The organism is Blastopirellula retiformator, assembly GCF_007859755.1.
GTDB classification, from domain to species: domain Bacteria; phylum Planctomycetota; class Planctomycetia; order Pirellulales; family Pirellulaceae; genus Blastopirellula; species Blastopirellula retiformator.
The window spans coordinates 145,851-168,760 of record NZ_SJPF01000002.1 but is presented as its reverse complement, the minus strand read 5'-3'; the positions used below and the strand labels follow the sequence as shown (position 1 = coordinate 168,760).

Below are 22,910 nucleotides of genomic sequence, written 5' to 3'. Positions count from 1 at the left end.
GGGTTGTCTTTTCGATGCGGCGTCTTGGCGGGCGCCACTGCTGGCTGGTCCAGCAGTGGATAGCGGGTACACGGTTCGCATTGCTGGGCAAGCCAGCCGTGGCATACATGCACCAATCCACTTTGACAGCTTCTCTACGGAGACGAAACGGGCGCGCGGAAAACCTTTATCCTACTCTTCCCGGGGGAAAACGGCGAGAGGCGAAAACCGCTAAGATGCGGTATTCCCCGCCGCGGCGGGCGCCGAAATCGCCAACTGCAGGTCACGTAGTCCGAAAGGACGCCCCAGAATCGCCGTAAAACCGATTTCGTCGGCCAATCGCTGGTCTTCCAGCCGCGGCAGACCGATGCCCAAGATCCGGCTCTCGGCCGGATGGTCGGCCAAAAACGTCGCGGCATCAGCCGCCTGCGATCGGTTCCAGTTGACCGGCAGATAGATTACCGCCGCGATTTGTGCCGCCCGGACCCGCGACTGGGGCGTTCGCCAAACGGCCGACATCCCGAAACTTCGCACCGCATCGGCCCAGTATTGAAAATCGCTTTGCCGATCGGCCCCGATCACGACTAGGCCCGACAAAGCCTCTAGCTCCTCCAGATCCCACGCAATCGCCTCTTCGGCGGATGCGGTCGGCGGGGGAAGTTCGCGTAGCGAGGCCAGCAGGGCCGCAAGTCTTCTTCCCGCGACCGACCAAGGAATCGTCGTCACCCCGGGCAGCGGTTTGCCGGTTCGCAACTGGCCGGCGGTCCAAAATCCGGTGATGGCCAACACCGTGGCCAGCGGATAACGGCGACGAAGCGTCGCCAATTGCGGAGCGGTGAATTGGCCAATGCGGCTCTGCAACAAGACGATCCACTGGGGCGGACCGCCAGCGATGACGTCCGCGATATCCGAGGAGCTGGAAAACGTGCACTCGCATTGCTGCCGCAGTATGGCAACGGCGTCGGCAAACTCCGCCTGCTGCGCGTCGCCGACGACCAACACCGTGCGCTGCATGAAATTCGCCTTACAGATCTTCTTCAAATTCCTGGATCATCTCGATCGTGGTGATCGGATCGGCGGCGTCACGCAGTTTTGTGTAGAACGCGGAGTCGCCGATGATGCGGCTCAGCCGGGCCAGGGTTCGCAGATGAGTACGATCGTCGACCGAAGCGATCAAAAAGAAAACGTCGGTCAAAATTCCGCGGCTACCGCCAAACGGAACTCCTTGATACGTTCGCCCCAAGCAAAGAAAACCTTCCGAAATAATATCGGGCAAGGGGCGACGCGGGTGCAGCAGCGCGACGCCATTATCAAGCGCCGTCGTGTGCATATTTTCGCGGGCCAGGACCGCTTCCGACATTTTTTCTGGATCCCACAGCAGTCCAGCTTCGGTCGCCAGGTCGCACAACTCGACGATAATCTTGCGGGGCGACTTGCCAGAGAGCGGCGTCTTGATCGTCTCGGGCCGCAACATTCCGGCGATCGAAACGACCTCTTCCTCTTCGCCAACCGACTGGCGATCGAGTACGCTTTCGACCTGCACTAGCTCGGCTTCGTCGGAAAGTCCGATCTTATCTTCAAGCCAATGGTGGATATCCGCCTGACTAAACCGCCAGGCGCCACCCACTTTGCGGCCAGGCACATTGCCGCGGTTGGCGAGTTTTTCTACCTGCGGCGGCGTCAAATGAAGATACGCGGCAAGTTGATCGATGTCGAAATCTTGACTGGCCATCTAGCGGAACCCGGAAGAGAGGTTGGGGGGCGTCTCTCCAATTTATGCGACGGCGCCGGTTCCTCCAAGGCGAGTCCGCTAGCAAACTGACCTTTGCGGCAAAGCCGGGTTGACTCTTGAGCCGTTTTGGGAAACATTCTTGGGAAATCGAAACGGCCGCAACGCTCGCTGGCGAAAAGATTCGCAACGAGAGAACATCTCGGCCGCGGCGACGTAGTTTCTGTTGGAACGGATTCCGATAGCACGTCCCACTTCGATCAAAGTCGCAGCAGGCAAGGAGGCCGAATATGACTTTGTCCACGCAGCCAACGTCCGCGGTATCGCTTCGCCGGTTATTGCCGGAAGCCAAAATCATGGGCGCCGAGGACATCGTCGTCCGCTCTTGTGCGGCGAATTCCAAGTTTTGTCTGCCTGACGAACTCTTTGTCGCGATGGTCGGCCCCCACCAGGACGGGCACGATTTCGTCGAAGAAGCGACCGCCAACGGCGCCTCGGCGATTCTGGCCGAGCGAGCCTTGCCGACCAGCGTGCCGGTCTGCATCGTTGAAAACAGCCAATCGGCCTACGCCCAGATCTGCCAGGCCTTGGCCGGCGATCCCTCGAAACGGATGCGGGTCATCGGCGTCACCGGCACCAACGGCAAAACGACCGTCTGCCGCTTGATTCAATCAATCATGGAAACCGCCGGCGCCACCGTCGGCATGTCTTCTTCCCTGGGTTACGACAACGGCTATGACCGTCAGCCGTGGGATTGCGACACGCCGAGCGCCGCGATCCTGGCCGACTTGCTGTCTCGCATGGAATACAACGGCTGCACGCACGCCGTGGTCGAAGCTTCCAGCGAAGCGCTATCGCGCGATCGGCTTGACGGTATTGAACTGGACGCGGTCGCGATCACCAACCTGCGTAACGATCACCTCGACGTGCATGGCTCGGTCACCAACTATCATCGCGCCAAAAAGAAGATTCTCGGCCGCTTGCGAGAAACCGGTTTCGCGGTCGTCAACGCCGACGACGCCGCTTGCGAGAAACTGCTTTCGCAAATCGAAACGCCGGCTCTGTCGGTCGCGCTGCATGGCGCCGGAGAAATCACCGCCAGCATCGTCGAGCGGCACAAAAGCGAACAAACCTTCCTGCTGTCGGCCGGCGACGAAACGGTGCCGGTCTGCACCCGGATGATCGGCGATCATCACGTCTACAACTGCCTGGTCGCCGCGGCGGTCGGGCTGGTTTACGGCGTTGATCTAAAGACGGTCGTCCGCGGCTTGGAACGAGTCGAATCCATCCCCGGCCGGATGCAGCGGATCGAATGTGGTCAGCCGTTCGGCGTCTTCGTCGATCAGGCCGATACGCCGGACGCCTTGGCGATGGCGCTCAAATCGCTTCGCCGCGTCACGCATGGCCGCTTGATTTGCGTCTTCGGCAGCGATGGGCACGACGATCCTGGCAAACGCCCGCTGTTGGGACGCGTCGCCGAGCGTGGCGCCGATCTGTCGCTGATCACCAGTTCGTCGATCAGCGGCCGCGGTTCGCTGGAAGACGTCCATGACGTCCTCGACGGTTACGAACGGCCGGCTCGCGCTCACGTGATGCCCGATCGCACCGCCGCCATCCAATGGGCGCTGGGCGAAGCTCAAACCGGCGACACCGTCCTGATCGCCGGTCGTGGCGCACCGAATCTACAAACGTTGCGAGAAGAAGAGCTGCCGCTGGACGATGTCGAAATTGCCCAGGCCTGGCTCTACCAAGAGATGAACGAAGAAGAGCCGATCGACGAAGGTCCGGTCCTGCTGAAGTTCCCTCGCGGATGATCGACGGGGTAGGGCAGGCCGTGCCTGCCGGTGGCGACCACTCGCATTCGGCCGCCACGGCCTGCCCTGCAAGTGGGCGTCATCGCTTCCAGAAAAACAGCCCAACCGCCAGCAGAAAAATCGCCCATTCCGACACCGCCAGGTTGTAGGTCATCGGCGAGAACCCGCTGTAGGTAAAAAAACCGATCGAGCGGAAAAGCACCAGCGCGCCATGCACGATCACGCAGGCCGTCAGCGGAAACTCAACGTCTCCGTTGCGATAGAGCGGCCACAGGAAGAGCAGCCCCAACCCCACCTCCAGACCGCCATAGACGGTCAAAAATTCGGACTGTCCTGCGCCTGGCTGCAGGCCAAAGCCGACCATCTTGGAAGTTTTTTCCGGCGCGACCGCGCACCAGATGCCGAGCCCCACATACAGGCTCCCAACGAGCGCCAAAAAGGCGCGCGCGATCCACGTTGCGATCATCGATTCCCTCGTCTACTCGCTCATCCCCAAAACGGACGCCAAACGATTCGGCGTTACTCGTTTCTTGATGCCGGATTCTGGCTTTATAGATGGCGATAGGTAAACGACAAGCCGCCTTCTCTGCCCGATCTTTGCCAGATAGAAACCGGCGGAAGCCGATGGCAATCGGAAAAGAAACTCCAGCCTACTTGGTCAGATCCAAGTCGACGACATTATTGCCCGCGACCACTTCCGCCTTGAGATCGGTCGTCTGGGGTCGGGCGTACTTCTCGGGCAACAGACGTTTGGCCGCCTGCGACGACTGCTGTTGGTTCGGCCGATAGTTGGGGTCATCCTCCGTCAACGAGACTCCGGTCGTCGCGGCTCGCTTGTCGACGGTGATCGTGTAACTGCCGACCTTGGCGCCGCCTGGGATCTGGGTGGAACTGAGCTTGTAGAGACCTTCGGCGTTCGTTTTACCAACGGCGGAAAAGCCATCCTCGGATCGGAAGATGACGATGGCGCCATCTACCTTTTGACCTTCGTAGGTCACGGTTCCTTCGACCGCGCCGGCGTCGGCAGGCAGATCACTGCCGCTACATCCGGTCAAAGCGACAAGGCAAACAAGAAGACCGCTCACAGCGAGCGAGCGGAAGGCAGGAGGGAAGTTCGACATGGTGCGGGCCTGGCAAGAGAGATCGAGAAAGGAAAAGTCCAGCCGTCGCCCTTCTGGCGACGACTGGGCTGGAGGGTTCAATCGGCAAACTGAGGAAGCGCCGCTTAGCAGTCCGTTGATTTTCTCAACGGGCTGCTGGATCGCAGGGATGCGATCCCAAAATAGCGACGGAAGTCGTTATATTGCGAGCCGCGAAGAGCTATGCTCTGAGCCTGGCGAGGTTGGAAAATGCCACGAGGGCATATTTTTCAACAGGCAGTTTAGTTGTCGCTTAGCACTTCGCCGCCTGCCTTGCTGCCCAGCGCGCCCCAGACGCCGTAGTTGCTAGGGCCGCCGGTCACTTCCGGCTGGCTCAGGTCGCCGGTGTCGATGGTCTCGGCGACAAAGTGGCTCGAACCATCCGCACGCAGCGTCAGCACGCCGCCGGGATGATTGCTGGTCGGCGAAATCGCGATTGTCGTACTGTCGCCGCTGCCGTTGGTTCCCTCGACGCAAGCGGGCGAATTCGGCGGCAAGACGGTCGTAAAACCGGCCCGTTCGGCCTGACCATCGGCCAGCCACCAGCCGCCGCGTCCCTTCACATCGGCCGCCGACAGATAGTAGCGCCCATCCGATTCGCCCAGGCAGTTGATCGGGCTCGTGCTCAGGCTGCTGACGCCGGTAACCACCCCTTCGGTAACCAAAATCTGTCCCGTTCGTTCGCCGAGATTGTATTGGTTGACCTTTCGTTCGCTCATGGCGATCGTGTTGCTGCTGCCGTCGACGATATCCCGGAACGACGTTCCATCACGCTTGGCGAACATCCCGCGAACCTTGGTCGCATCCCGCACGCTCAACATCGAATCGCCCAAGCTGAATCGGTAGTTGAAGTGGTTGGTCAACGTTCCGCTGAAGTTGTCCGACGGGCAGTGAAACATCTGCGGAGCAACGTCCCAAGGTCCCCACGATTCCCACGTATAGCCGCCATACGGCGGCTTCGTGCCATCGCCCGCGGCGATCTGGTTGAACATCGCCGTCTGCTCAAGAAACGGAAGCAACGGAATCAAGCCGTTCAAACGGCCATAGTTATGCGTCGATCCGCTGGTCGTCCCTGTTGCCCGCGGCACGAAGTCGCCATAGGTGTCGTGGTAATTGTGCAGCGCCAAACCCAACTGCTTGAAGTTGTTCGAGCATTGCATGCGACGTGCCGCCTCGCGGGCTTGCTGTACAGCCGGCAAGAGTAGCGCGATCAAAACGCCGATGATCGCGATGACCACCAACAATTCGACCAGGGTAAAGGCAGAGCGAGATCGACGCATGAGGAGGCCTCTTGTTAGCAAAAAGGAAGAAGAGAGATGGCAAATTATTTATTTTCAGGAGTCCTTAGATCCTTATCGAACGAAACCATCTTACCAGACATAGGGCATATCTCAAACAGAATTTAGGCATTAAGGGTGCTCAACGTCCGACTACGGCCTCCATCCCTTCTCCTTGGCGCACCAAGGAACTATATTCCCCCCGCAATTCCCAATTCTTCTCCCTTTACGCCAACGATCCTCCCCGTGCTGGACCGGCGTTTAGAACTACGCTGAAATCCGTAGTGGCGTCGCCCAAATTAGAAAAGCGGTCGCTCAGGTCGACAGCGTAAACCGCTGCGCCAACGAATCGCCGATCCGGGGGGGGGCGCGATAGGCCAGAAATGCTTGACAAAGCGCACGGAATTTTGGTCGATTGCGGTCCGATCGTCGGTCTACCGAGACGCGCCGTGAAAGCCGGTGGCGATCGCGGAATGCGCCGAGCTTCACCATTGGACGACCGACCCCAAAAATCGATCGAGCGGTCCAGTCCACCTTCAATTTGGACGCTAACCAAGCGGCGAGCGATGGATAGATCCACCGGAGAAAAAAACGATCGAGTCGAGTCCACTTCACCGCGCAAAAAAAACGAAACGGTCCAGTCCAGTTCGATTTCATCGTAGCCCGAGTGCGCAAGCCGAGGGAATGTGGCCGCCATTCATCAGCGGCTCGAAGAAAAAACGCAACGGTCCAGTCCACCTTCAATTTGGACGCTAACCAAGCGGCGAGCTATGGATAGATCCACCGGAGAAAAAAACGATCGCGTCGAGTCCACTTCACCACGCAAAAAAACGAAACGGTCCGGTCCAGTCACGCGAAAACGTCGTAACCCGCGCGCCAGATTCCATTTAGATCGCCCCCTTGGGGCTTGGCAATTCGTGGTTGACCGTTACCCAGGGCTGCGTCGCCTGATGGCGACTACGCCCCTGGGCTACTTTAGCGCCGCCCCTTCAGGGCTGAAGAAAAAAATGAATCGGTCCAGTCCAGTGTCCGATTCCATCGTAGCCCGAGTGCGCAAGCCGAGGGAATGTGGCCGCCATGCGCCACCGCCCCGAAGAAAAAACGAAACGCCCCAGTCCAGCCCACGTTCCGCTGCGAAAAACTTGAAGCGTCCGGTCCGGTCCTCACTCCCGCCAAGGGGGTCAGGTCGGATTGGCGGGGCGCCGCTACTTCCCCTCGGCGCCACACATATTCAAACCAACCACGCCGCAGATGATCAGCAGGATGCTGGCCAACTTGAACGGCGAGAAGGTTTCGCGGAAGAAGCATATGCCGATCACCGCGATCAGGGCGGTGCCGACGCCTGACCAGATGGCGTAGGCGTGGCTGACGTCGATCTTGTTCAGCGCGAAAGTGAGCGACGTGAACGAACCGGCGTAGAAGAAAAACAGCAGCAGCGACGGCAAGGGACGCGTGAACCCTTCTGATAGTTTCATCGACGTCGTGCCGGCGACTTCCAGCAGGATGGCGCCAGCCAAAAAGACCCAAGGTTGCATCATGTCATGTCCCCGGGCGAAATTCCTAGCGAACGCGGTAGTTGGCGACCGCGATGTTGCCGTAGAAGGTTTCGTTATCCCGCAGGATATAGAACTTGATCGGCTGCTTCTGGGCGATCACGTCGCTCTTCAGGATGTACTCCAGGTTGTCGACCGAGATCGTTTCCCACTCGTGCATGCCGACCAACACGTCGCCGACGCGAATCTGCTGGCGAGCGGCCGGGCTGTAAGCCTTGACCGCGGTGATGCGAAGGCCGCCGCGATAGCGCGAGTTGTGCGAGCGGAACTCGTCGGTCGGCACCATTTGCACGCGAATGCCGAGCAGCTCCCACGCGGCGTCGACATAGTTGCCGCCGGCGCCATGTCCTTGCATAACCAGCGACATCGACTTCTCGTCTCCTTCGCCGCGCGACACCTTGAAGGCGACTTCTTCGCCCGTTTCGCGATCGAGCAAGGCTCGCTCAATGTCGAGCATGCGGCAGACCTGCACGTCGCCGATCTGGGTGACCACGTCGCCGGCTTGCACGCCGGAGAGGGAAGCAGGGCTGTTCGGCTCGACCGACTTCACATGGAAGCTGGCGACGCCGTCGACGTACTTGGTTTCGCCCACGATGCCGTGCCAGTGAGCGTCAAGCCGCTGAATCGACATCAGCTGCGACGCGACGTCCATCACGGTATCGGCCGGGATCGCAAAACCGATCCCCTGGGCGCCGACGCGGACGGCGACATTGATGCCGATCATCTCGCCGTCGATATTCAGCAGCGGACCGCCGCTGTTGCCCGGGTTGATGCTGGCGTCGGTTTGAATCAGATCGTAGTACTTTTGCGTGTCGCTGACCTGCACGGTGCGGTGCAAGGCGCTGATGATGCCGCGGGTGACCGAATTCTCATAGCCATAGGCGTTGCCGACCGCGATGACCGTTTCGCCGGGCATCAGGTCGCTGGAAGTGCCGGTGGTGACGACCGGCAGCGGCTTTTCGGCGTCGATCTTGATCAGGGCCAGGTCGGTCTTTTCGTCAAAGGCGATCAGCTGAGCGATGTAGGTGGTCCCTTCGTGCAGGGTCACCTGAATTCGGCGAACCCCTTCGACCACATGCTGATTGGTAATGATATAGCCACGCTCGTCGACGATGACGCCGGTTCCCATGCCGTTCACCTGGCGGGGAGCGTCGCCAATCGCGCTGGCGGTCGAGATCGTCTTATGACCGTGAATGTTCACGATCGACTCTTTCACCCCTTGAACCGCTTTGACGATCGGCGTCATGCGGAGTTCCGTTCCGCTCGCCTGGCCAGCAGCCATACTGGACGCGACGCAGATCAGAACGAACAAGGTCAAGAGATGACGCGAGGCAGGGTGACGCATAAGGGTCTCGTCGTTCCGTGAGTCGAGTCGAAGTCGGCTGGAAAGTGCCCGGCCTGCGCAAAGGTGCAGGCAATTAGGCGTGAAACTTTCATCGGATTAGCGACGTAAGACGCTTGATCGATCGACCTCTAGCCCGCAGACTCAACCTAACTTGACAACGCATTCGCTAGCATCGCGCGCAATTACTGCGCGGCGGCGCAAAACTTGATGAATAGCTAGAGCTTACGACGACGGTTTGGTACGCCATACGCCACGAATCGGCTGGATCATTTCGGGCTGATCGAGCGCACCATCGAAACGAAGCGGTCGCGGAAGAGGGGCGATGATCGGCTTGGCCGGAACGCTTGGTTGCGGCAGCGGCTGCGGCGGCTGCTTCGAGATGGGCTCGGCCGGCGGCGCCATTTGGATCGGCGGGCAGGTCTCGAGCGGGACCGATCCTTCCGGAATCGGCATCAGAGCCGGCGTCGGCTCAAGCGGAATCGGCGACGCTTCGTTCGGCACTTTAACGAGCGCCGGCGTCTGGATGAGTTGCGGCGGAGAGTATTGCACACGAGGCGCGAATGCGGGCCGGGTTGGCACCGGATGGAATTTCGGTCGTGGCGGGATCATCGGTTGGTCGTAGCCAATCAGTTGATGATCTGGCTGGTGACCAACGGCCCCAGCCGAAGCAGTCGTCTCGGTTTGGCAGGTCGGATCGCAAGTCGGCAGTCCAATCGTATCACGATATCGCACGCCGAAACAACCAACGGCTTGCGTTGCGATAAAGACGAATCCAAGATGGCGCCAGCTTGCTTTCATTGATCCCATCCACGAGGCGCAATGTACCCTGGCGTTATTCATCGACCCGCTGGCAGCGTCAACTTCGCCGAAATCGGCAAAGTCGGCCCATTTTTCCAGCTTCCTGGTAGAGGCCTGCCGGACGAGAAACCTGCTATCGCCGACAGCAACGCATTCACGCGAGTCGTTCGAGCGATGACCGCCAACTCTCGGAAATTGGGCCCCATTGGCGGTAGTTTGACGGTTAATCGCGGCAGAATTGATTGCTTCGCCCGGCGGCGGCCCGGAAATGGGCAATATTAGCAACTACAATAGTACGGAGCATTTTCCTGAGTCTTCACCCCTGATCTAGCTATGCTACGTTCCGTTTTGACGGTCATCCTTGTCGCCGGCCTGGGTCTGTGCGGCTACTTAACCTATGCCAGCCTAACCGCTTCGCCGGTCGCCGGCTGCGGGTTTAACTCTTCGTGCCATGACGTTTTGAATAGCGAATGGTCGAAGTGGTTCACGCTGCCGGTTAGCGTCGTCGGGTTTGCGATCTATGCGTCGGCTTTGGGCATCTTGGCGTTCACCTTCGCGCCGATTCCGGAAGAGAGCCGGCGGCAGGGGGAACAGTGGGTGTTGGCGCTGATGACGTTGGCGGCGGTTTCGGCCATCTGGTTTATTGGCGTTCAAGCCGGCATGCTGGGGAAGTACTGCCCGTTCTGCATGGCCGCGCACGCTTGTTCGCTGGTGGGTGCGGTGTTGGCGTGGGTAGCCTTTCCGCCGGCCATTCGCCAGGCGACGCAGGCCGGGGTCGTTAGCTTTTTGGGATTGGTGCTCTTGATCTTCGGTCAGGTCGCCATGCCCGAGCCGGCCGGTCCCCGCAATGCGACGGTCGAGCAACAGCACGTCGCCGAAGTCGAGCTGCGGCTGAAGTCGCCCGACCAAGACGAGATCGAAAAGTCGCGGCCGGTCTTGTTCGCCGGCGGCGCAGTCGAGCTGGATACCCACGCCTGGCCGATCATCGGCGATCCGGACGCGGAGTTCGTCGTCATCGATGTGATGGACTATACGTGTGAGTATTGTCGCGATGCGAGCCGCTTCCTGGATCAGGCCCGCGAGAAGTACGACGGCAAGCTGGCGGTGATCGTGATGCCGCTCCCTTTGTCGCACAACTGCAACGCCTACGTGCCGGAAACGCTGCCGGAACATGAAAGCGCCTGCCAGTTGGCGTACTTGGCAATTAACCTGTGGCGCACCAAGCCCGAGGACTTCGCCGAGTTCCACCACTGGTGCTTCGAAGGCGACGACTTCAAGAATCAGGAAGAAGCGCTCGCCTACCTTGATCAGAAGTATGGCAAAGAGTTTGTCGACGAGCTGATCAACGACGACGCCCCGGCCGGCTATATCAACGAAGCGCTCCGCCTGGCCGATCCGACTCGCGACAATCAACTATTCGGCCTGATGCCGGCAATCATCGGCAAGACGCAGATCTCGGAAGGGGCGTTCTCGCGTCTGCAAGAGATCATGGGCCCGTTTGCAATCGACTTCGGCCCGCCGCCGAAGAAGTGACGGCGCCGAAATCCTGCGAGTAAAATCGTCACCGATGTCGTACACTGGTAACACAACAGCCGTACGTCAAGACGCATCGGGGGCGCACTATGGCCAGACGCATACTTTCCGTCATCGCGCTGATTATGGGAACGATCGGCGCGATCGCTTGCATCGTGGCGATCATCGGCGTTTGGAGCGCCAGTTCTCGCTTGTTCGACGCCACGTTGGCGGTCTTCGGCGTTGGCGACAACTTACTAAAAGGCGCCCGAGAGCAGGTCGTCAAGCTTGACCAGCGAGTTCAATCGCTGAAGATCACGAACGACGAAGTGGAAGAGACCGTCAAAGACTGGGCCGCGGAAAAGGCGACCGAGCAAGCCGCGTCCATACTTCACCTGCAGGAGAAGGCCCAGACGCTGCTGGTCGAACTCGACAAAGCCGAGCAGTTCCTGGCGCTGCCGGAGCAATCAGCCCAGACAATGCAGCAGGGGCTACAGGTTGGTCGTTCCCTGGGTCTGAACGTCGATGTCGAACATGCCGAGCAAATGCTGAGCGAAGCGGAGGAGATCAAAACGCGATTGAGCGAAGGCCTGGAAGTGGCCCGCACACTTAGCGAGCGCGTCGCCGAGATTGGCGATGAAAACATGGAGCAGGACGCCCAGCAGCAAATCGCCAAGCTGGCGCTACGCGTGACGGCGACGCTGAGCCTGATCGACGGGCGAATCGAACAGATTAAGAATGCGCTGCACGAGATAGAAGCGGCGCTCGATTACTACGAAAAAGAGGCGCTAATTTGGATCAACCTGGCGGCCCTTGGGTTGACGCTGTTGTTTGTTTGGCTCGGAGCAGGGCAGGGGGCGTTGTGTTATCTGGGCTGGCGGGGGCTGCGGCGGAGAGAGAGTTAGCAAGAAACAAAACAGGGCGAGAACCAAACGATTCTCGCCCTGCGATATATCCAGCCCCTGGAGCTTGTGGGAAGCAAGATCCAGGGGCCTAAGAAGGCTCGCCGTGAAGCCAATGTCGGCGCGGCCGACCCAGTTAGCCGCGGTCTCCGACATCAAAGCAGCTTCGACCCAGGAGGGGGGCTCTCGCTCGTTCCCGCAAACTTGCGAGGTACGACGAGCCTTTCCAAAATTCGAGCTAAGTTGCTCGCCGCAAACCTCGTCAGCGATCGAGCGGGGCAATAAATAGCGAATCGCCAATCGCGTGTCTGCGCCACTTTTTTCAGTTCTTCGCAGGCGGCGGTCGGGTACTACGTTGCGGCGAAGCGTCTATAATGGGCGACTTTCCCCGCGTAAAGACTCTCATCCTGCCTAGAAAGGACGACACGATGTCGCTCGGCTTTGCCATCGTCGGTTGTGGAATGATCGCCGATTTCCACGCTCGCGCTATTGCGGATCTGCGTGGCGCCAAACTGGTCGCCTGCTTCTCGCGCAATGAAGAACGGGCCTCCGAATTCGGCGCCAATCATGGTTGCACCGCCTACACCGATCTGGACGAAATGCTGGCCGACCCGGCCGTCGACGTCGTTTCGGTCTGCACGCCCAGCGGCGCCCATATGGAGCCCGGCGTCGCCGCGGCCCGCGCCGGCAAACACGTAATCATCGAGAAGCCGCTCGAAATCACCTTGAAGCGGTGCGACAAGCTGATCGGCGAGTGCGAAAAGGCCGGCGTCAAGCTCTCGACGATCTTTCCGTCTCGCTTCCACGGCCCGTCGGTCGAACTGAAAAAGGCGATTACGGCCGGGCGTTTCGGCACGTTGACGATGGGAGACGCCTACGTCAAATGGTTCCGCACCCAAGAGTATTACGACAGCGGCGCGTGGCGCGGTACGTGGGCTTTGGATGGCGGCGGCGCCTTGATGAACCAAGCGATTCATAGCGTCGACTTGCTCTGCTGGTTGATGGGAGACGTCGAAGAGATCTCGGCCTACACGTCGCTGCTGGCTCACGAGCGGATCGAAGTCGAAGACGTCGCCGTCGCTTCGCTGAAGTTCAATAGCGGCGCCCTGGGCGTGATCCAAGCGTCGACCGCCTCGTATCCCGGCTTCCTCAAGCGGATCGAAATCAGCGGCTCGGCCGGATCGGCGATCATGGAAGAGGAAGACCTGAAGAAGTGGGAATTTGCCAAGATGACCAAGAAGGATCAGGCGATCCAAGAACGTCTGGCGGGCAAAACCAACACCGGCGGCGGGGCGGCTGATCCGAAGGCGATCGGCCACCATGGGCACACGGCTCAGTTCAAGGATTTTGTCGACGCGATCAAGAAAGACCGCGAGCCGCTGATCAACGGCCCCGAAGGCCGCCGGGCGGTTGAGGTAATCCTGGCGATCTACAAAGCGGCCGAAACCGGAAAATCGGTCCCCTTGCCGCTGAAATCGGACCCGGTTTTGAAGGCTCGGAAGAAATAGCCCCGGCGAAGCGCAACTCCTTTCAGAAAGGGCAGTTTTACCGCCGATGGTAAAACTGCCCTTTTCCTTTTACGCGTTTCTCGGCACAATACCGCCGGATTGATAGCACCAAGCAGGGAAGCGACGGTGAGTCTAAAGCTCGTAATCGATTATCTGGTTTACGTCGCGGTTCGTTTGACGATTTGCGTCGTCCAAGCGATTCCGCTCGATCGCTGCGCGGCTGCGGCTCAGTTTCTGGCCTGGCTGATCAGCGACGTGCTAGAGGTTCGCGGCAAACTACTCGACTCGAACCTGCAGCATGCATTCCCCGAGATGACGCCGGCCGAGCGGAAAAAGCTGGCCCGCAGAACCTGGCGGCACCTGCTGCTGATGGTGTGCGAAATCGCCCACGCTCCGCGCAAGATCCACGACACCAACTGGCGGCACTACGTTGATCTGAAAAACGCCGACGATCAGATTCGCCACTTGCTGTCGGATCGCCCGGTCGTCATCTTGCTCGGCCACTTCGGCAACTTCGAGATGATGGGCTATTGCGCCGGCATCCTCGGCTTTCCGACCTACACGGTCGCCCGACCACTCGACAACAAATTCCTACACGATTTCGTGCAGCGCTTTCGCGGCGCCACTGGGCAGTTCATCTTGCCGAAGCAAGGGAGCGCTCCCTTCATCGAACACGTTTTGCAGTCAGGCGGCACGCTCGGTTTGCTCTGTGATCAAAACGCGGGGCCGAAGGGTTGCTGGGTGGAGTTCATGGGTCGCCCCGCTTCGTGCCACAAAGCGATCTCGTTGTTCTCGATGGGCAGCGGGGCGCCGCTAGTGCTCAGCTACTTCCGCCGCACTGGCAAACCGATGCAGTTCGAAATGGGGATCGAAGCGATCTACGACCCCGCCACCGCCGATCCCCAACTGGGGGTGAAGGAGTTGGCGATGTGGTACAATCAGCAGCTCGAAGCGATGATCCGCCGCCATCCCGAACAATACTGGTGGATCCACAATCGCTGGCGCGACGATCGCCCCGCGAAGCGGAAGAAAAAGCCGGTCGCGGCCCCGGTCGCCGAGACCGCCGATGTTCGCCGCGCCGCTTAGTTTTCTCACACCTTTCGCTGCTGACGTATCTGTATGCCTAACTGGGTTCGCGCCGCACACGTTGATGATGTTCCCGCCGATTGCGGCCTGGAACTGGTAATCGCCCAACGCATCATCGGCCTCTACCGCGTCGAAGATCAGTTCTTCGCGATGGATGGCATCTGCGCGCATCAGGGGGGCCCGGTCGCCAAAGGAGCAACTTGCGGCAAGGTCGTTACGTGCCCCTGGCACGGCTGGCAGTACGACGTCACCACCGGCAAACACGAGCTGAGCGAAATCCGCCAGCAAACTTTTCCGATCGAGCGTCGTGGCGACGAGCTTTTCATCGATATGGAAGTCCCTGGCACATAACGCAGCTTCTTGGTGCGACATCTGTTGCGCAGGTCCGCGATCGGGTAGCCTGAGTGCATACCCCAACCACATTCCTTTACTGCCGCGCCCCCTTGATCGAAGTCCGCCGCTTTCTCAACTCCGATCCGCCGAAACTGGCGGAAATCTGGAACAGCCAACCACTGGGCGCTCACCTCGCGCAACCCATGACGGTCGGCTCGCTAGAAACGTACGTCTTCGCCAAGCCTTACTTCCGTCCCGAAACGCTGCTGATCGCGGTCGACCAAGATCAAGTCGCCGGGATGGCGCATGTCGCACTGGGGCGCGATTTCTCGCCGGACGCCGCCGTCGCCGATGACGCGGTCCTCTCAATGATGATCGTCGCCGGTCACGCCAACTACGAGATCGTCAGCGCCGCGCTGCTCGATCAGGCCGAAGCGGTCGCGCGCGAGTCGGGCGCCGCGCAGCTGGTCGCCGGCGGCGCTCCGCCGCTGGGCCCGTTCTACTTTGGCTTGGCTGGCGGATCGCACAATCTGGGCGTGCCGTCAACGTTTGAAATCCTCCGCACATTGCTTGAGGGACGCGGTTATCAGTCGGTCGGCGAGTACTGGGCGATGCGGGCCAACATTCGCGGCTTCCGGCCTTCGGTCAGTCGCGAGATGATGCAGATCCGCCGCGCTTATTCGGTCGAAGCGAACTTCAGCCCACCGCCGCTCGATTGGCTGCATTCGTGCATCTACATGCATTTTGAACGCTCGCAGTTCGAGCTAATCCCGAAACAAAAACCAGACGCCGCCGCCATCGCCACCTTCATCGACTTGCCTCATTACAGTCAACTGTGGGGCGTTCACGCCGCCGCGCTCGTCTCGGTCGAAACCCGCGAGAACGGCGATCAAGCGAAGTCAGGCTACTTGCTGGGCGAAGGGCTGCGGCAGTTGGCCGAGACCGGCGTCGCCCGCATCGAAACCCAGGTCGACAAGCAAGATCTCGGCGCCTACGCGACGCTGCGAACGCTTGGCTTTGACGAAGTCTATCAATCGATTCGGATGGCCAAGACGCTCTAGCGCTGCGAGATCGTAGTCAGGTACTGCGTCGCGGCCAGCTCGACGTTCGGATTGCCATGCCGGATCTGCAGCGAAATCGGATCGACCAACTCTTGACGGCTCTCGGCGGCCAGTCGCGCGGTGACCAAACCGCGATGCGGGCCCGACATCAAGTAGTGCGTCCAAAGCCAGGCTTCGGCATAGTCGAGCTGCGTCATCGTCTCGGGCCGATCAAGCGTCGCCAGGCGATCGAGATTCGGCCGCCAACCGCCGCTTTGCAGCGCCGCGGTCAACGTCGGCAAATGCTCGGGATTTATCCGCCCGGGTTGCGGCGGCGTCTCAAAGTATTCGGCCAACCCTTCGTCCAGCCACAGCGGCAACGTCCCGACGTTCTCGTACAGGTACGCGTGCGTCAACTCATGCCGCAGGTCGGTCACCACTTGGTCCGACCAGTGGGCGTAAATGTGCGTGCCGCTGGCGTCATGGATGAACGCGGCCCGGCGCCCAGTCAGCTGCGGAAACCGCTGCGCCATCACCGCTCGGTAGTCGTCCACGTTGCGGTACAAGTGAACCTGAATCGGCACGTCTTCCATGGGCACTTGCAGCGTCTGCGCCAAATCGCCGCGAAGCGACTCCACTTGCTTTCGCGCCGCTTCATCGGAAGGTAGCGGGAAGTCGGCGATGATCACCAGGTTGCCGTCCGAGATCGTCGGCATCACCAGCGAACTTTGCGTCGGCGTTCGACTCCAGAGGGCGCAGCCAGGCAATCCGCCCAAAGCGGTCAGCAGCATCAGCCGTAGAATCCAACCGCTCGTCACCTCTGGCTTCCCTTCCCAGTCGTGCGAATCGAGGGTGCGTTAGTTCGCCCCGACTCGCGTCGCGATCAACGCGTCCAGTTCGTGTTTCAGCTTGCCCAGGATCTCGTCGTACGGAAACGCGCCCAGCTCTTCGCCGCCGCGCTTCAAGTTGACGAAGTTCGGCCCGCACCAAAGTCCCAGGTCGGCGTCGTCGGTTTCGCCCGGTCCGTTAACGCGGCACCCCATCACGGCGATCGTGACGTCATGCTCTTTGGCGTACTGCGTCATGTCGCGAACCTGCTCGGCCAGCTCGACGAACGCTTCGTTCTCGACCCGCGAGCAGCTGGGGCAGCTAATGATGTTGAGCGTGTTCAGGCCGAAGTCGACGACGCTCCGCACTCGCCCGGCGGCGATGTCTTCCAGGATGCCGCGTCCCGCGGCGATCTCTTCTGGCTTGCGCGGGTTGGGGACGGTAAGCGAAACGCGAATCGTATCGCCGATGCCGCGGCTGATCAGTTGTTCAAAGGCGATCCGCGTTTTGATGATCCCATCCGGCGGCATGCCGGCTTCGGTCACGCCAAGGTGCAGCGGCACATCGGGCCGACGCTCGGCAAACCGTTTGTTGACCTCAATCACCTTTTGCGGGTCCGAGTCTTTCAGCGATACGCAGAAGCGATGGAAGTCGAGCGAATCAAGATGATCGCAATGCTCCAAGGCGCTTTCCAGCATCGGCGTGATCGAATCTTCGGGGTCGTACATCGCCAGCTTGTCGGGATCGACGCTACCGCAGTTCACTCCGATCCGCATCGCACAGTCGCTCTCTTTGGCGACGCCGACCAGGTACTCGACCTTTTCCTTCCACGGCTTGGTCCGCTCGTGGTGGTAGAGGTGCCCTGGGTTGTAGCGAACTTTGTCGACATGCGGGGCGACCAGCTCGGCCAGGCGATAGTTTTCCTGCAGGTCGACCGACAGGTTGGCCGACGTCTGCTTGCGAATCTCGGCCAGCGCCTCGGCGTCTTTCTTACTGTCGACCGCAATCCGCACCACATCGGCGCCCGCCGCTTCAAGCGCCCGAACCTGTCCGACGGTGGCGTCGACATCCTGCGTCTTGGTGGCGGTCATGCTTTGCACGGCAATCGGATTGCCATCGCCGATGGCGATCGAACCAATCGCGACCCGGCGAGTCGGATTTCGCTGAATTTGCACCGAAAAAGTCTCCTGCGACGAAGTCTAAACTGCTCGTATTCTCTTGTACCGCAACAGTTTTGGCAACATCACCATTTTTCGGCCCGATCTACCAGAGGCAAGCCGAAACGGGAGCATCTTCAGGGCAAATCGCCCGCAACTAAAACGTGAACAGCATCTGAACGGCGCCAACAGCAGCGTTTCGACGAGCATGGGGTATTGCTTCAACATGGTCGGGACTCCGGCGAAGAGCAAAAAAATCGAAGTGTCGGTCGATCTTGACTCATGCCAGGAACTAGCAATTGCCGTGCCTAGCAGTCCGTTGATTTTCTCGACGGACTGTTAGGCGGACCAGGAAAACGAAGGCCCACCATCTATCGTGACGAGCCGCCTAGCGAAGTTGTCTTTAGCGCGACAAAATAACAAAGACGTTCCCCCCACTACCTGGAAACCTCCAAAGTTCGCCGAAAAACGTAATCCGTTGAAATACTCGCCGCTGCTCCATATCGTGCTCCACAATCCCGAAATCCCCCCCAACACCGGCAACATCGGCCGCACTTGTGTGGCGATCGGGGCCAAGTTGTGGTTGGTCAAACCGCTCGGGTTTCTCGTCAACGATCGCGAGCTGAAGCGGGCCGGGATGGACTATTGGCAGCACCTGGAGTGGGAAGTGGTCGACGATTGGAATCACCTCCGCCAGCGCCTGCCGGATACGCGTTTCTACTACCTCACCAAAACCGCCAAACGTTCTTACACCACGGTCGACTTCCAGTTGGCAGATGCGATCGTCCTGGGCGCCGAGTCGAAAGGCCTACCGCCAGAGTTGCTGGCCGAAACGCCCGACAACAATATCTCGGTCCCGATGCGTACCGAAGTCCGCAGTCTGAACCTGTCGGCCACCGCCGCAACGGTCGCCTACGAAGCGGTCCGCCAACTGACCCTGGCCGGCCAGGCAACGTTGCCAATCGGTGAATCGCCAGTTGGCTAAGGGTGTGCCCCTTCCGGGCGAAAACTGGACCACAGGTTTCGTTTTTTTCGCCACCTCCGCGTTGCCATAGGTCTGGTAATTTGGGCAATCCACTCTTGGGCCCGTCCCCGCCATCGACTTCGGCAACGCAAACTGGACTGAGGCTGTTCGTTTTTTTTGTGCGAACCGCTGGGTGATGGCGGCCGCTTTCCCTCGGCTGGCGCACTCGAGTTCGTTTGCCGAACTGGACTGGACCGTGTTGTTTTTTCTTCAGTCCCAAGGGGGCGATCTAAAGTAGCCCTGGGTGGAGTCGCCCCCTGGCGACGCAGCCCTGGGTTCACCGTCACCACCGAGTGGAAAGCCCCACAGGGGCGATCTAAACCGAACATGGCTCACGCTTTCTGTCGACGCAGGACAGACTGGACTGGACTGTTTATTTTTTTGCGGACCGCTGGGTGATGGTCACCACATTCCCTCGGCTCGCGCCTCGAGTTCGTTTGCCGAACTGGACTGGACCGCAACGTTTTTTTCCGCCGCTGCCGTGACTCCGTTAGCGCGCCCCTTCAGGGCTTTCGCGATTGGCTGGCCGTTACCCCGGGGCTACGTCGCCAGGGCGACTCCACCCCGGGCTGCTTTAGTTCGCCCCCTTGGGGCTGTCGACCGGACTGGCCTGTTTGTTTTTTTCCGATGTGAAGACCGCTGGCTGATGGCGGCCGCTTTCCCTTGGCTGGCGCACTCGGGCTAACATGGAACTGGACCGGACCGTGACGTTTTTTCTTCGGTGGGGTGCGTCAAGACGCACCACGAACCTGCCCCATCGGCCGTTTCCCAAACTCGCGTGGCAACGCAATCACCCGCTCCATTGCGTTAGCACGCGAAGGTATCGCAAGACGCAACGGCAGGCTCTCGGTGCATCCCGACGCACCGTACCCCGGATTTCTCTTCACAACGACCGGACCGGACCGTTGCGTTTTTTTCCAACGTAGTGGACTGGATCGCACACTTTTTTTTGCTCCCCAGCTCGCCGCTCACCAGAAATCGACGCAAAGTCTTCCCACTACAGCACTTTCATTTCGCCCGGCGATCTCTGCCAGAAACGCTTCCCAGTCTCGCCTGACTCACACCGCGCGTACGCCAAAACAAACAACGTCCCCAATGGCGACGCGTAAAGCAGACAGGCAACGAAGACCCAGCCAGTTAACGCCCGGCGAAATCGCAGGTGACTGGTCGCTTCGTTAGGCTTACGTTTGCTCCCCTCCCAATCTCAGGCTCAAAAGCCCAGGAGCAAAGTCACCCGACGGCAAGATCACTCCCCGTCTCCACGGGGTCGGTGAAAGGCAAACAAGTGCAAATCACGCGCAGGTGTCAACCTACGGCATGCCTGAACATATTTATACCAGAAATCGGACCAATCTGGCAAGCAAAAAGAGGGGGTATAGGGAATGACGAATGTCGAAGGAGCGAATGACGAAACAGAGCGGGAAGCATAGGACCACGGCGATTCTTTTGACTTCCTGAGGGCGATTCAATATGGTCTTGAATCCAGGCTCTGCCGTGGGAGAAAAGGTGTCAGGACTCTTTATTCCTCCCCTTCGGCGACTCCGACTGGCCCCAATCAACCGCCCGCCGCCTGAACCTAGAAACCACCCTCCGCCCCCGCGGCAGGCCGAAGAAGGTGGCGCCTGCTGAAAACAAAGAGTCCTGACACCTTTTTTATCCCAACACATCAACAGCCACCCCGGTTTGCTTGACCACGCCGTTTGCAACCGCCGTGATCGTCCCATGCGATCATTCTATCGAATGGCGGGGAAATGGTTGAGAGCAACTGACCGATCACAAAAACCGTTTTTTTCTGCCATTCTTCCTGCGAGCGAACGAGCAAAGGGTGTCGGTAGGCTTTGCTCGTTTGCACGCTTTGCTCGCAGCGTTGGACTGATGATGGTGCCGGGACTTTGTTCGTTTGCTCGCAGGGGTTTGGGAGAGCAAAGTGGTGCTGATGGCTGATGATCTTTTTGTTGATGCTGACCGCTGGCGTCAGAGCAGTTGCCGTTACAAAAGTTGGAATCGAACAATTCCAGAAGAAAAATCTGACAGCCAAGGTGGTCGCCCCGGCCCTCATGTTTCCTTCACCGGTTGTTTTTTCTTTATGCTCAAGCAGACCGCTCACGCACGCACGGGAAAGCCGTCAGCCATCGCCATAGATACTGGCATGAAGACGTTTCACGAATGGCTGAGAGAACGGCAGAAGCAGTGCGAAGGGCTGTTGCTGGGTAGCGATGGCAGACTCAAGGGGATGTCACCAGCGAACCCGTTGCCGAAGGATTCAGCGTTCAACAAGAGCTTGAAGCAGAAGCCAAAGCCGCCGCCGTCAGGCGTGCCGGTGTTCAAGCCGTGGAAGCCTGCTGAACCGGCACGCTTTCAGCCATTCAAACCGGCTCAGCCTGCGAAGATCGTGATGCAGAAGCCATGATCGACTAACACTATTTGCTCGGTGGTACTTCTGGGCGTTTAGGGATGACGTTTGGTGGAAGCGTCTCGAATTCCTTACCACACTTCTTGCAGCGAAAGCGGGGAATGTTACCCAACTCCTCTACTAAACCAACGAAGTCAAACTCACCAGTAAAGCGATCTTCATCGCAATTCGGACAATAAACAAGATCGGTTTCAAACGGTTGTAAGTCTGTCATCGGATTCCACCTCCGAGATTCGGATTCCAGTTTGACGGCGGAGAAGGAACATAGGGGTAGTTCGTGTTTATGTGATTCCAAATCTCATTCTGCCCCATCCAGCCCATACCTCTGTCTGTTTGGATTTGCCACATATACGCTTCAAACTCAAGTCCCCGATGATACGGGTTCAGTGTCGTCCCGGCCTTCTGCAAAAAATGCTTGGACTCATGGACAACGATACCGGCTGCTCGCTCCGCTGAGCCGATGCCACCTCTATAAAGCCGAATGCGGTTTGTGCCGGGAATGTACTCGCCACCCACACGGAACCTCCCACCACCCGGTAGTTGAATGAACTTTTCATTGCTTGAGATACTGATTCTGATCTTGCCTCGTTTAATCAACGCCGCAGTGGCCCGTGACTCTACTGTGTCGGCGGCACGCAAAGAGTGGAGAAGTTGTGCCTTGGCACGTTCGGCATTTAGCGACAATGGTTTTGCCGTGCCTGATCTTGCAGCTGCGGCAAGTGGATTACTTGTTGGGGCAATTCTTGAACTAGCCCTCGCTGCCGCAATCCCTCCGGCAATTCCGGTAGTAATCTCAACCGTCGCCACTGAAATGTCAGCCGAAAGGACAATGTCTTGCGCAAGCTCATCGCCTGTCCCCTGGGCAATCACGTAGGTGATTGGAGTCAATGTATCATTGTCAAAATGGCCCGTCCAGCGTCCGGCATCTTTGACCCCTTCATCGACAGCTCGGACGACCGTGTAGCCTGCACCAACCACGACGGCTGCTTGTGCAGCACCTGTTATCGAAAAGGTAGCCGCAGTGCTTATAGCAATTGGCCCTGATAGTGGTAGCGTCGCTACGGCCACCACAACAATAACGACCCCTCCAGCGATCTGAGCCCCTGGGTGGTCGGCAAAGGCGTCCCAGGCAGCTGCCATGACGGATGAGTTTCCTTCGTCGAAGCCGGTGTTGTACTGCGTGATTTCCTGATGGTCGACAAGCTCCGCTAGTTGATCGGCTTTTTCTTCCAAGCTGAGCTCGTACCGCTTCATGATCGAGGCACTGTTGGACTTTCCACGCGTCAGCTTATTCGCTGTCGCGAAGGGAACGCGGATTTGGCGTTTTGTCGTGTCGATGAAATCGCCTGATTTTCCGCCTGTAGTTCCACTGACGTCGACCTGCCAGCCCCAGCTTCCCGCTTGGGCTAGTTTTTCCAGGGCCCGGGTACCATGGCGTGTCCCAAATTCCTTGGCAAGCTTTTCGCCCAGCAT

Annotated in this window: 21 protein-coding genes; 9 read left to right on the top strand and 12 right to left on the bottom strand. The window is 59.2% G+C overall.

Annotated features, from left to right (window positions below; translation table 11 throughout):
- Positions 1-210: 210 nt before the first annotated feature.
- Complete coding sequence (locus Enr8_RS08095) at positions 211-993, bottom strand: hypothetical protein (RefSeq protein ID WP_146430289.1); 783 nt, start codon at positions 991-993, stop codon at positions 211-213.
- Between the two features lie 10 nt (positions 994-1,003).
- Positions 1,004-1,711 carry a PTS sugar transporter subunit IIA gene (locus Enr8_RS08090; protein WP_146430287.1) on the bottom strand — a complete coding sequence of 236 codons (708 nt, stop codon included), beginning with the start codon at positions 1,709-1,711 and terminating at the stop codon, positions 1,004-1,006.
- Positions 1,712-1,998: 287 nt separating this feature from the next.
- Here Enr8_RS08090 and Enr8_RS08085 point away from each other — a divergent pair, with 287 nt between their 5' ends.
- A complete protein-coding gene (locus Enr8_RS08085; protein ID WP_146430285.1) occupies positions 1,999-3,522 on the top strand; it encodes a UDP-N-acetylmuramoyl-L-alanyl-D-glutamate--2,6-diaminopimelate ligase in 1,524 nt (507 codons plus the stop codon).
- Positions 3,523-3,601: 79 nt separating this feature from the next.
- Here Enr8_RS08085 and Enr8_RS08080 read toward each other — a convergent pair whose 3' ends face one another.
- From Enr8_RS08080 to Enr8_RS08055, 6 genes are all read right to left on the bottom strand, one after another.
- On the bottom strand, positions 3,602-3,988 hold the full coding sequence (locus Enr8_RS08080) for a hypothetical protein (protein WP_146430283.1): 387 nt from the start codon (positions 3,986-3,988) through the stop codon (positions 3,602-3,604).
- A gap of 184 nt (positions 3,989-4,172) precedes the next feature.
- Positions 4,173-4,643, bottom strand: a complete 471-nt coding sequence (locus tag Enr8_RS08075; RefSeq protein ID WP_146430281.1) for a carboxypeptidase-like regulatory domain-containing protein — start codon at positions 4,641-4,643, stop codon at positions 4,173-4,175.
- Positions 4,644-4,903: 260 nt separating this feature from the next.
- Positions 4,904-5,941, bottom strand: coding sequence for a DUF1559 domain-containing protein (locus Enr8_RS08070; RefSeq protein WP_146430279.1), 1,038 nt, complete (start codon positions 5,939-5,941; stop codon positions 4,904-4,906).
- Between the two features lie 1,202 nt (positions 5,942-7,143).
- Positions 7,144-7,476, bottom strand: a complete 333-nt coding sequence (locus Enr8_RS08065) for a DMT family transporter (RefSeq protein ID WP_146430277.1) — start codon at positions 7,474-7,476, stop codon at positions 7,144-7,146.
- 22 nt (positions 7,477-7,498) lie between these two features.
- Positions 7,499-8,836: a trypsin-like peptidase domain-containing protein gene (locus Enr8_RS08060; RefSeq protein ID WP_246119998.1), complete on the bottom strand. Its 1,338-nt coding sequence runs from the start codon at positions 8,834-8,836 to the stop codon at positions 7,499-7,501.
- Positions 8,837-9,058: 222 nt separating this feature from the next.
- On the bottom strand, positions 9,059-9,385 hold the full coding sequence (locus Enr8_RS08055) for a hypothetical protein (protein WP_146430275.1): 327 nt from the start codon (positions 9,383-9,385) through the stop codon (positions 9,059-9,061).
- Between the two features lie 582 nt (positions 9,386-9,967).
- Between Enr8_RS08055 and Enr8_RS08050 the strand changes: the two genes are divergently transcribed.
- From Enr8_RS08050 to Enr8_RS08025, 6 genes are all read left to right on the top strand, one after another.
- On the top strand, positions 9,968-11,167 hold the full coding sequence (locus tag Enr8_RS08050; RefSeq protein WP_146430273.1) for a vitamin K epoxide reductase family protein: 1,200 nt from the start codon (positions 9,968-9,970) through the stop codon (positions 11,165-11,167).
- 89 nt (positions 11,168-11,256) lie between these two features.
- A complete protein-coding gene (locus tag Enr8_RS08045) occupies positions 11,257-12,051 on the top strand; it encodes a hypothetical protein (protein WP_146430271.1) in 795 nt (264 codons plus the stop codon).
- A 425-nt stretch (positions 12,052-12,476) separates the two neighbouring features.
- The gene (locus tag Enr8_RS08040; RefSeq protein WP_146430269.1) at positions 12,477-13,556 is read left to right on the top strand and encodes a Gfo/Idh/MocA family protein; all 1,080 of its coding nucleotides are present in this window, start codon (positions 12,477-12,479) and stop codon (positions 13,554-13,556) included.
- 126 nt (positions 13,557-13,682) lie between these two features.
- The gene (locus tag Enr8_RS08035; RefSeq protein WP_146430266.1) at positions 13,683-14,642 is read left to right on the top strand and encodes a lysophospholipid acyltransferase family protein; all 960 of its coding nucleotides are present in this window, start codon (positions 13,683-13,685) and stop codon (positions 14,640-14,642) included.
- A gap of 33 nt (positions 14,643-14,675) precedes the next feature.
- Positions 14,676-14,993 (top strand): Rieske (2Fe-2S) protein, encoded by a 318-nt coding sequence (locus Enr8_RS08030; protein WP_146430264.1) that lies wholly within the window; start codon positions 14,676-14,678, stop codon positions 14,991-14,993.
- Between the two features lie 53 nt (positions 14,994-15,046).
- A complete protein-coding gene (locus Enr8_RS08025) occupies positions 15,047-16,036 on the top strand; it encodes a GNAT family N-acetyltransferase (protein WP_146430262.1) in 990 nt (329 codons plus the stop codon).
- Here Enr8_RS08025 and Enr8_RS08020 read toward each other — a convergent pair.
- On the bottom strand, positions 16,033-16,833 hold the full coding sequence (locus Enr8_RS08020) for a hypothetical protein (RefSeq protein WP_146430260.1): 801 nt from the start codon (positions 16,831-16,833) through the stop codon (positions 16,033-16,035). The two genes, Enr8_RS08025 and Enr8_RS08020, sit on opposite strands and share 4 nt — an antisense overlap.
- A gap of 39 nt (positions 16,834-16,872) precedes the next feature.
- On the bottom strand, positions 16,873-18,018 hold the full coding sequence (ispG, locus tag Enr8_RS08015; protein WP_146430258.1) for a (E)-4-hydroxy-3-methylbut-2-enyl-diphosphate synthase: 1,146 nt from the start codon (positions 18,016-18,018) through the stop codon (positions 16,873-16,875).
- A gap of 460 nt (positions 18,019-18,478) precedes the next feature.
- Between ispG and Enr8_RS08010 the strand changes: the two genes are divergently transcribed.
- A complete protein-coding gene (locus Enr8_RS08010; RefSeq protein WP_146430256.1) occupies positions 18,479-18,985 on the top strand; it encodes a tRNA (cytidine(34)-2'-O)-methyltransferase in 507 nt (168 codons plus the stop codon).
- 1,969 nt (positions 18,986-20,954) lie between these two features.
- Positions 20,955-21,434, top strand: a complete 480-nt coding sequence (locus Enr8_RS08005) for a hypothetical protein (RefSeq protein WP_146430255.1) — start codon at positions 20,955-20,957, stop codon at positions 21,432-21,434.
- Positions 21,435-21,444: 10 nt separating this feature from the next.
- Here the strand turns inward: Enr8_RS08005 and Enr8_RS08000 are convergent, their stop codons facing one another.
- Entirely contained in the window at positions 21,445-21,651 is a 207-nt protein-coding gene (locus Enr8_RS08000) for a hypothetical protein (protein ID WP_146430253.1), read from the bottom strand.
- Positions 21,648-22,910: a hypothetical protein gene (locus Enr8_RS07995; RefSeq protein WP_146430251.1), complete on the bottom strand. Its 1,263-nt coding sequence runs from the start codon at positions 22,908-22,910 to the stop codon at positions 21,648-21,650. Before Enr8_RS07995 ends, Enr8_RS08000 begins: the two co-directional genes overlap by 4 nt.

Coding starts and splice junctions, on each gene's coding strand:
- Enr8_RS08090 (WP_146430287.1), bottom strand. CDS start 1,711: ATGGCCAGTCAAGATTTCGACATCGATCAACTTGCCGCGTATCTTCAT.
- Enr8_RS08065 (WP_146430277.1), bottom strand. CDS start 7,476: ATGATGCAACCTTGGGTCTTTTTGGCTGGCGCCATCCTGCTGGAAGTC.
- Enr8_RS08060 (WP_246119998.1), bottom strand. CDS start 8,836: ATGCGTCACCCTGCCTCGCGTCATCTCTTGACCTTGTTCGTTCTGATC.
- Enr8_RS08095 (WP_146430289.1), bottom strand. CDS start 993: ATGCAGCGCACGGTGTTGGTCGTCGGCGACGCGCAGCAGGCGGAGTTT.
- Enr8_RS08040 (WP_146430269.1), top strand. CDS start 12,477: ATGTCGCTCGGCTTTGCCATCGTCGGTTGTGGAATGATCGCCGATTTC.
- Enr8_RS08085 (WP_146430285.1), top strand. CDS start 1,999: ATGACTTTGTCCACGCAGCCAACGTCCGCGGTATCGCTTCGCCGGTTA.
- Enr8_RS08050 (WP_146430273.1), top strand. CDS start 9,968: ATGCTACGTTCCGTTTTGACGGTCATCCTTGTCGCCGGCCTGGGTCTG.
- Enr8_RS08070 (WP_146430279.1), bottom strand. CDS start 5,941: ATGCGTCGATCTCGCTCTGCCTTTACCCTGGTCGAATTGTTGGTGGTC.
- Enr8_RS08075 (WP_146430281.1), bottom strand. CDS start 4,643: ATGTCGAACTTCCCTCCTGCCTTCCGCTCGCTCGCTGTGAGCGGTCTT.
- Enr8_RS08030 (WP_146430264.1), top strand. CDS start 14,676: ATGCCTAACTGGGTTCGCGCCGCACACGTTGATGATGTTCCCGCCGAT.
- Enr8_RS08000 (WP_146430253.1), bottom strand. CDS start 21,651: ATGACAGACTTACAACCGTTTGAAACCGATCTTGTTTATTGTCCGAAT.
- Enr8_RS08045 (WP_146430271.1), top strand. CDS start 11,257: ATGGCCAGACGCATACTTTCCGTCATCGCGCTGATTATGGGAACGATC.
- Enr8_RS07995 (WP_146430251.1), bottom strand. CDS start 22,910: ATGCTGGGCGAAAAGCTTGCCAAGGAATTTGGGACACGCCATGGTACC.
- Enr8_RS08080 (WP_146430283.1), bottom strand. CDS start 3,988: ATGATCGCAACGTGGATCGCGCGCGCCTTTTTGGCGCTCGTTGGGAGC.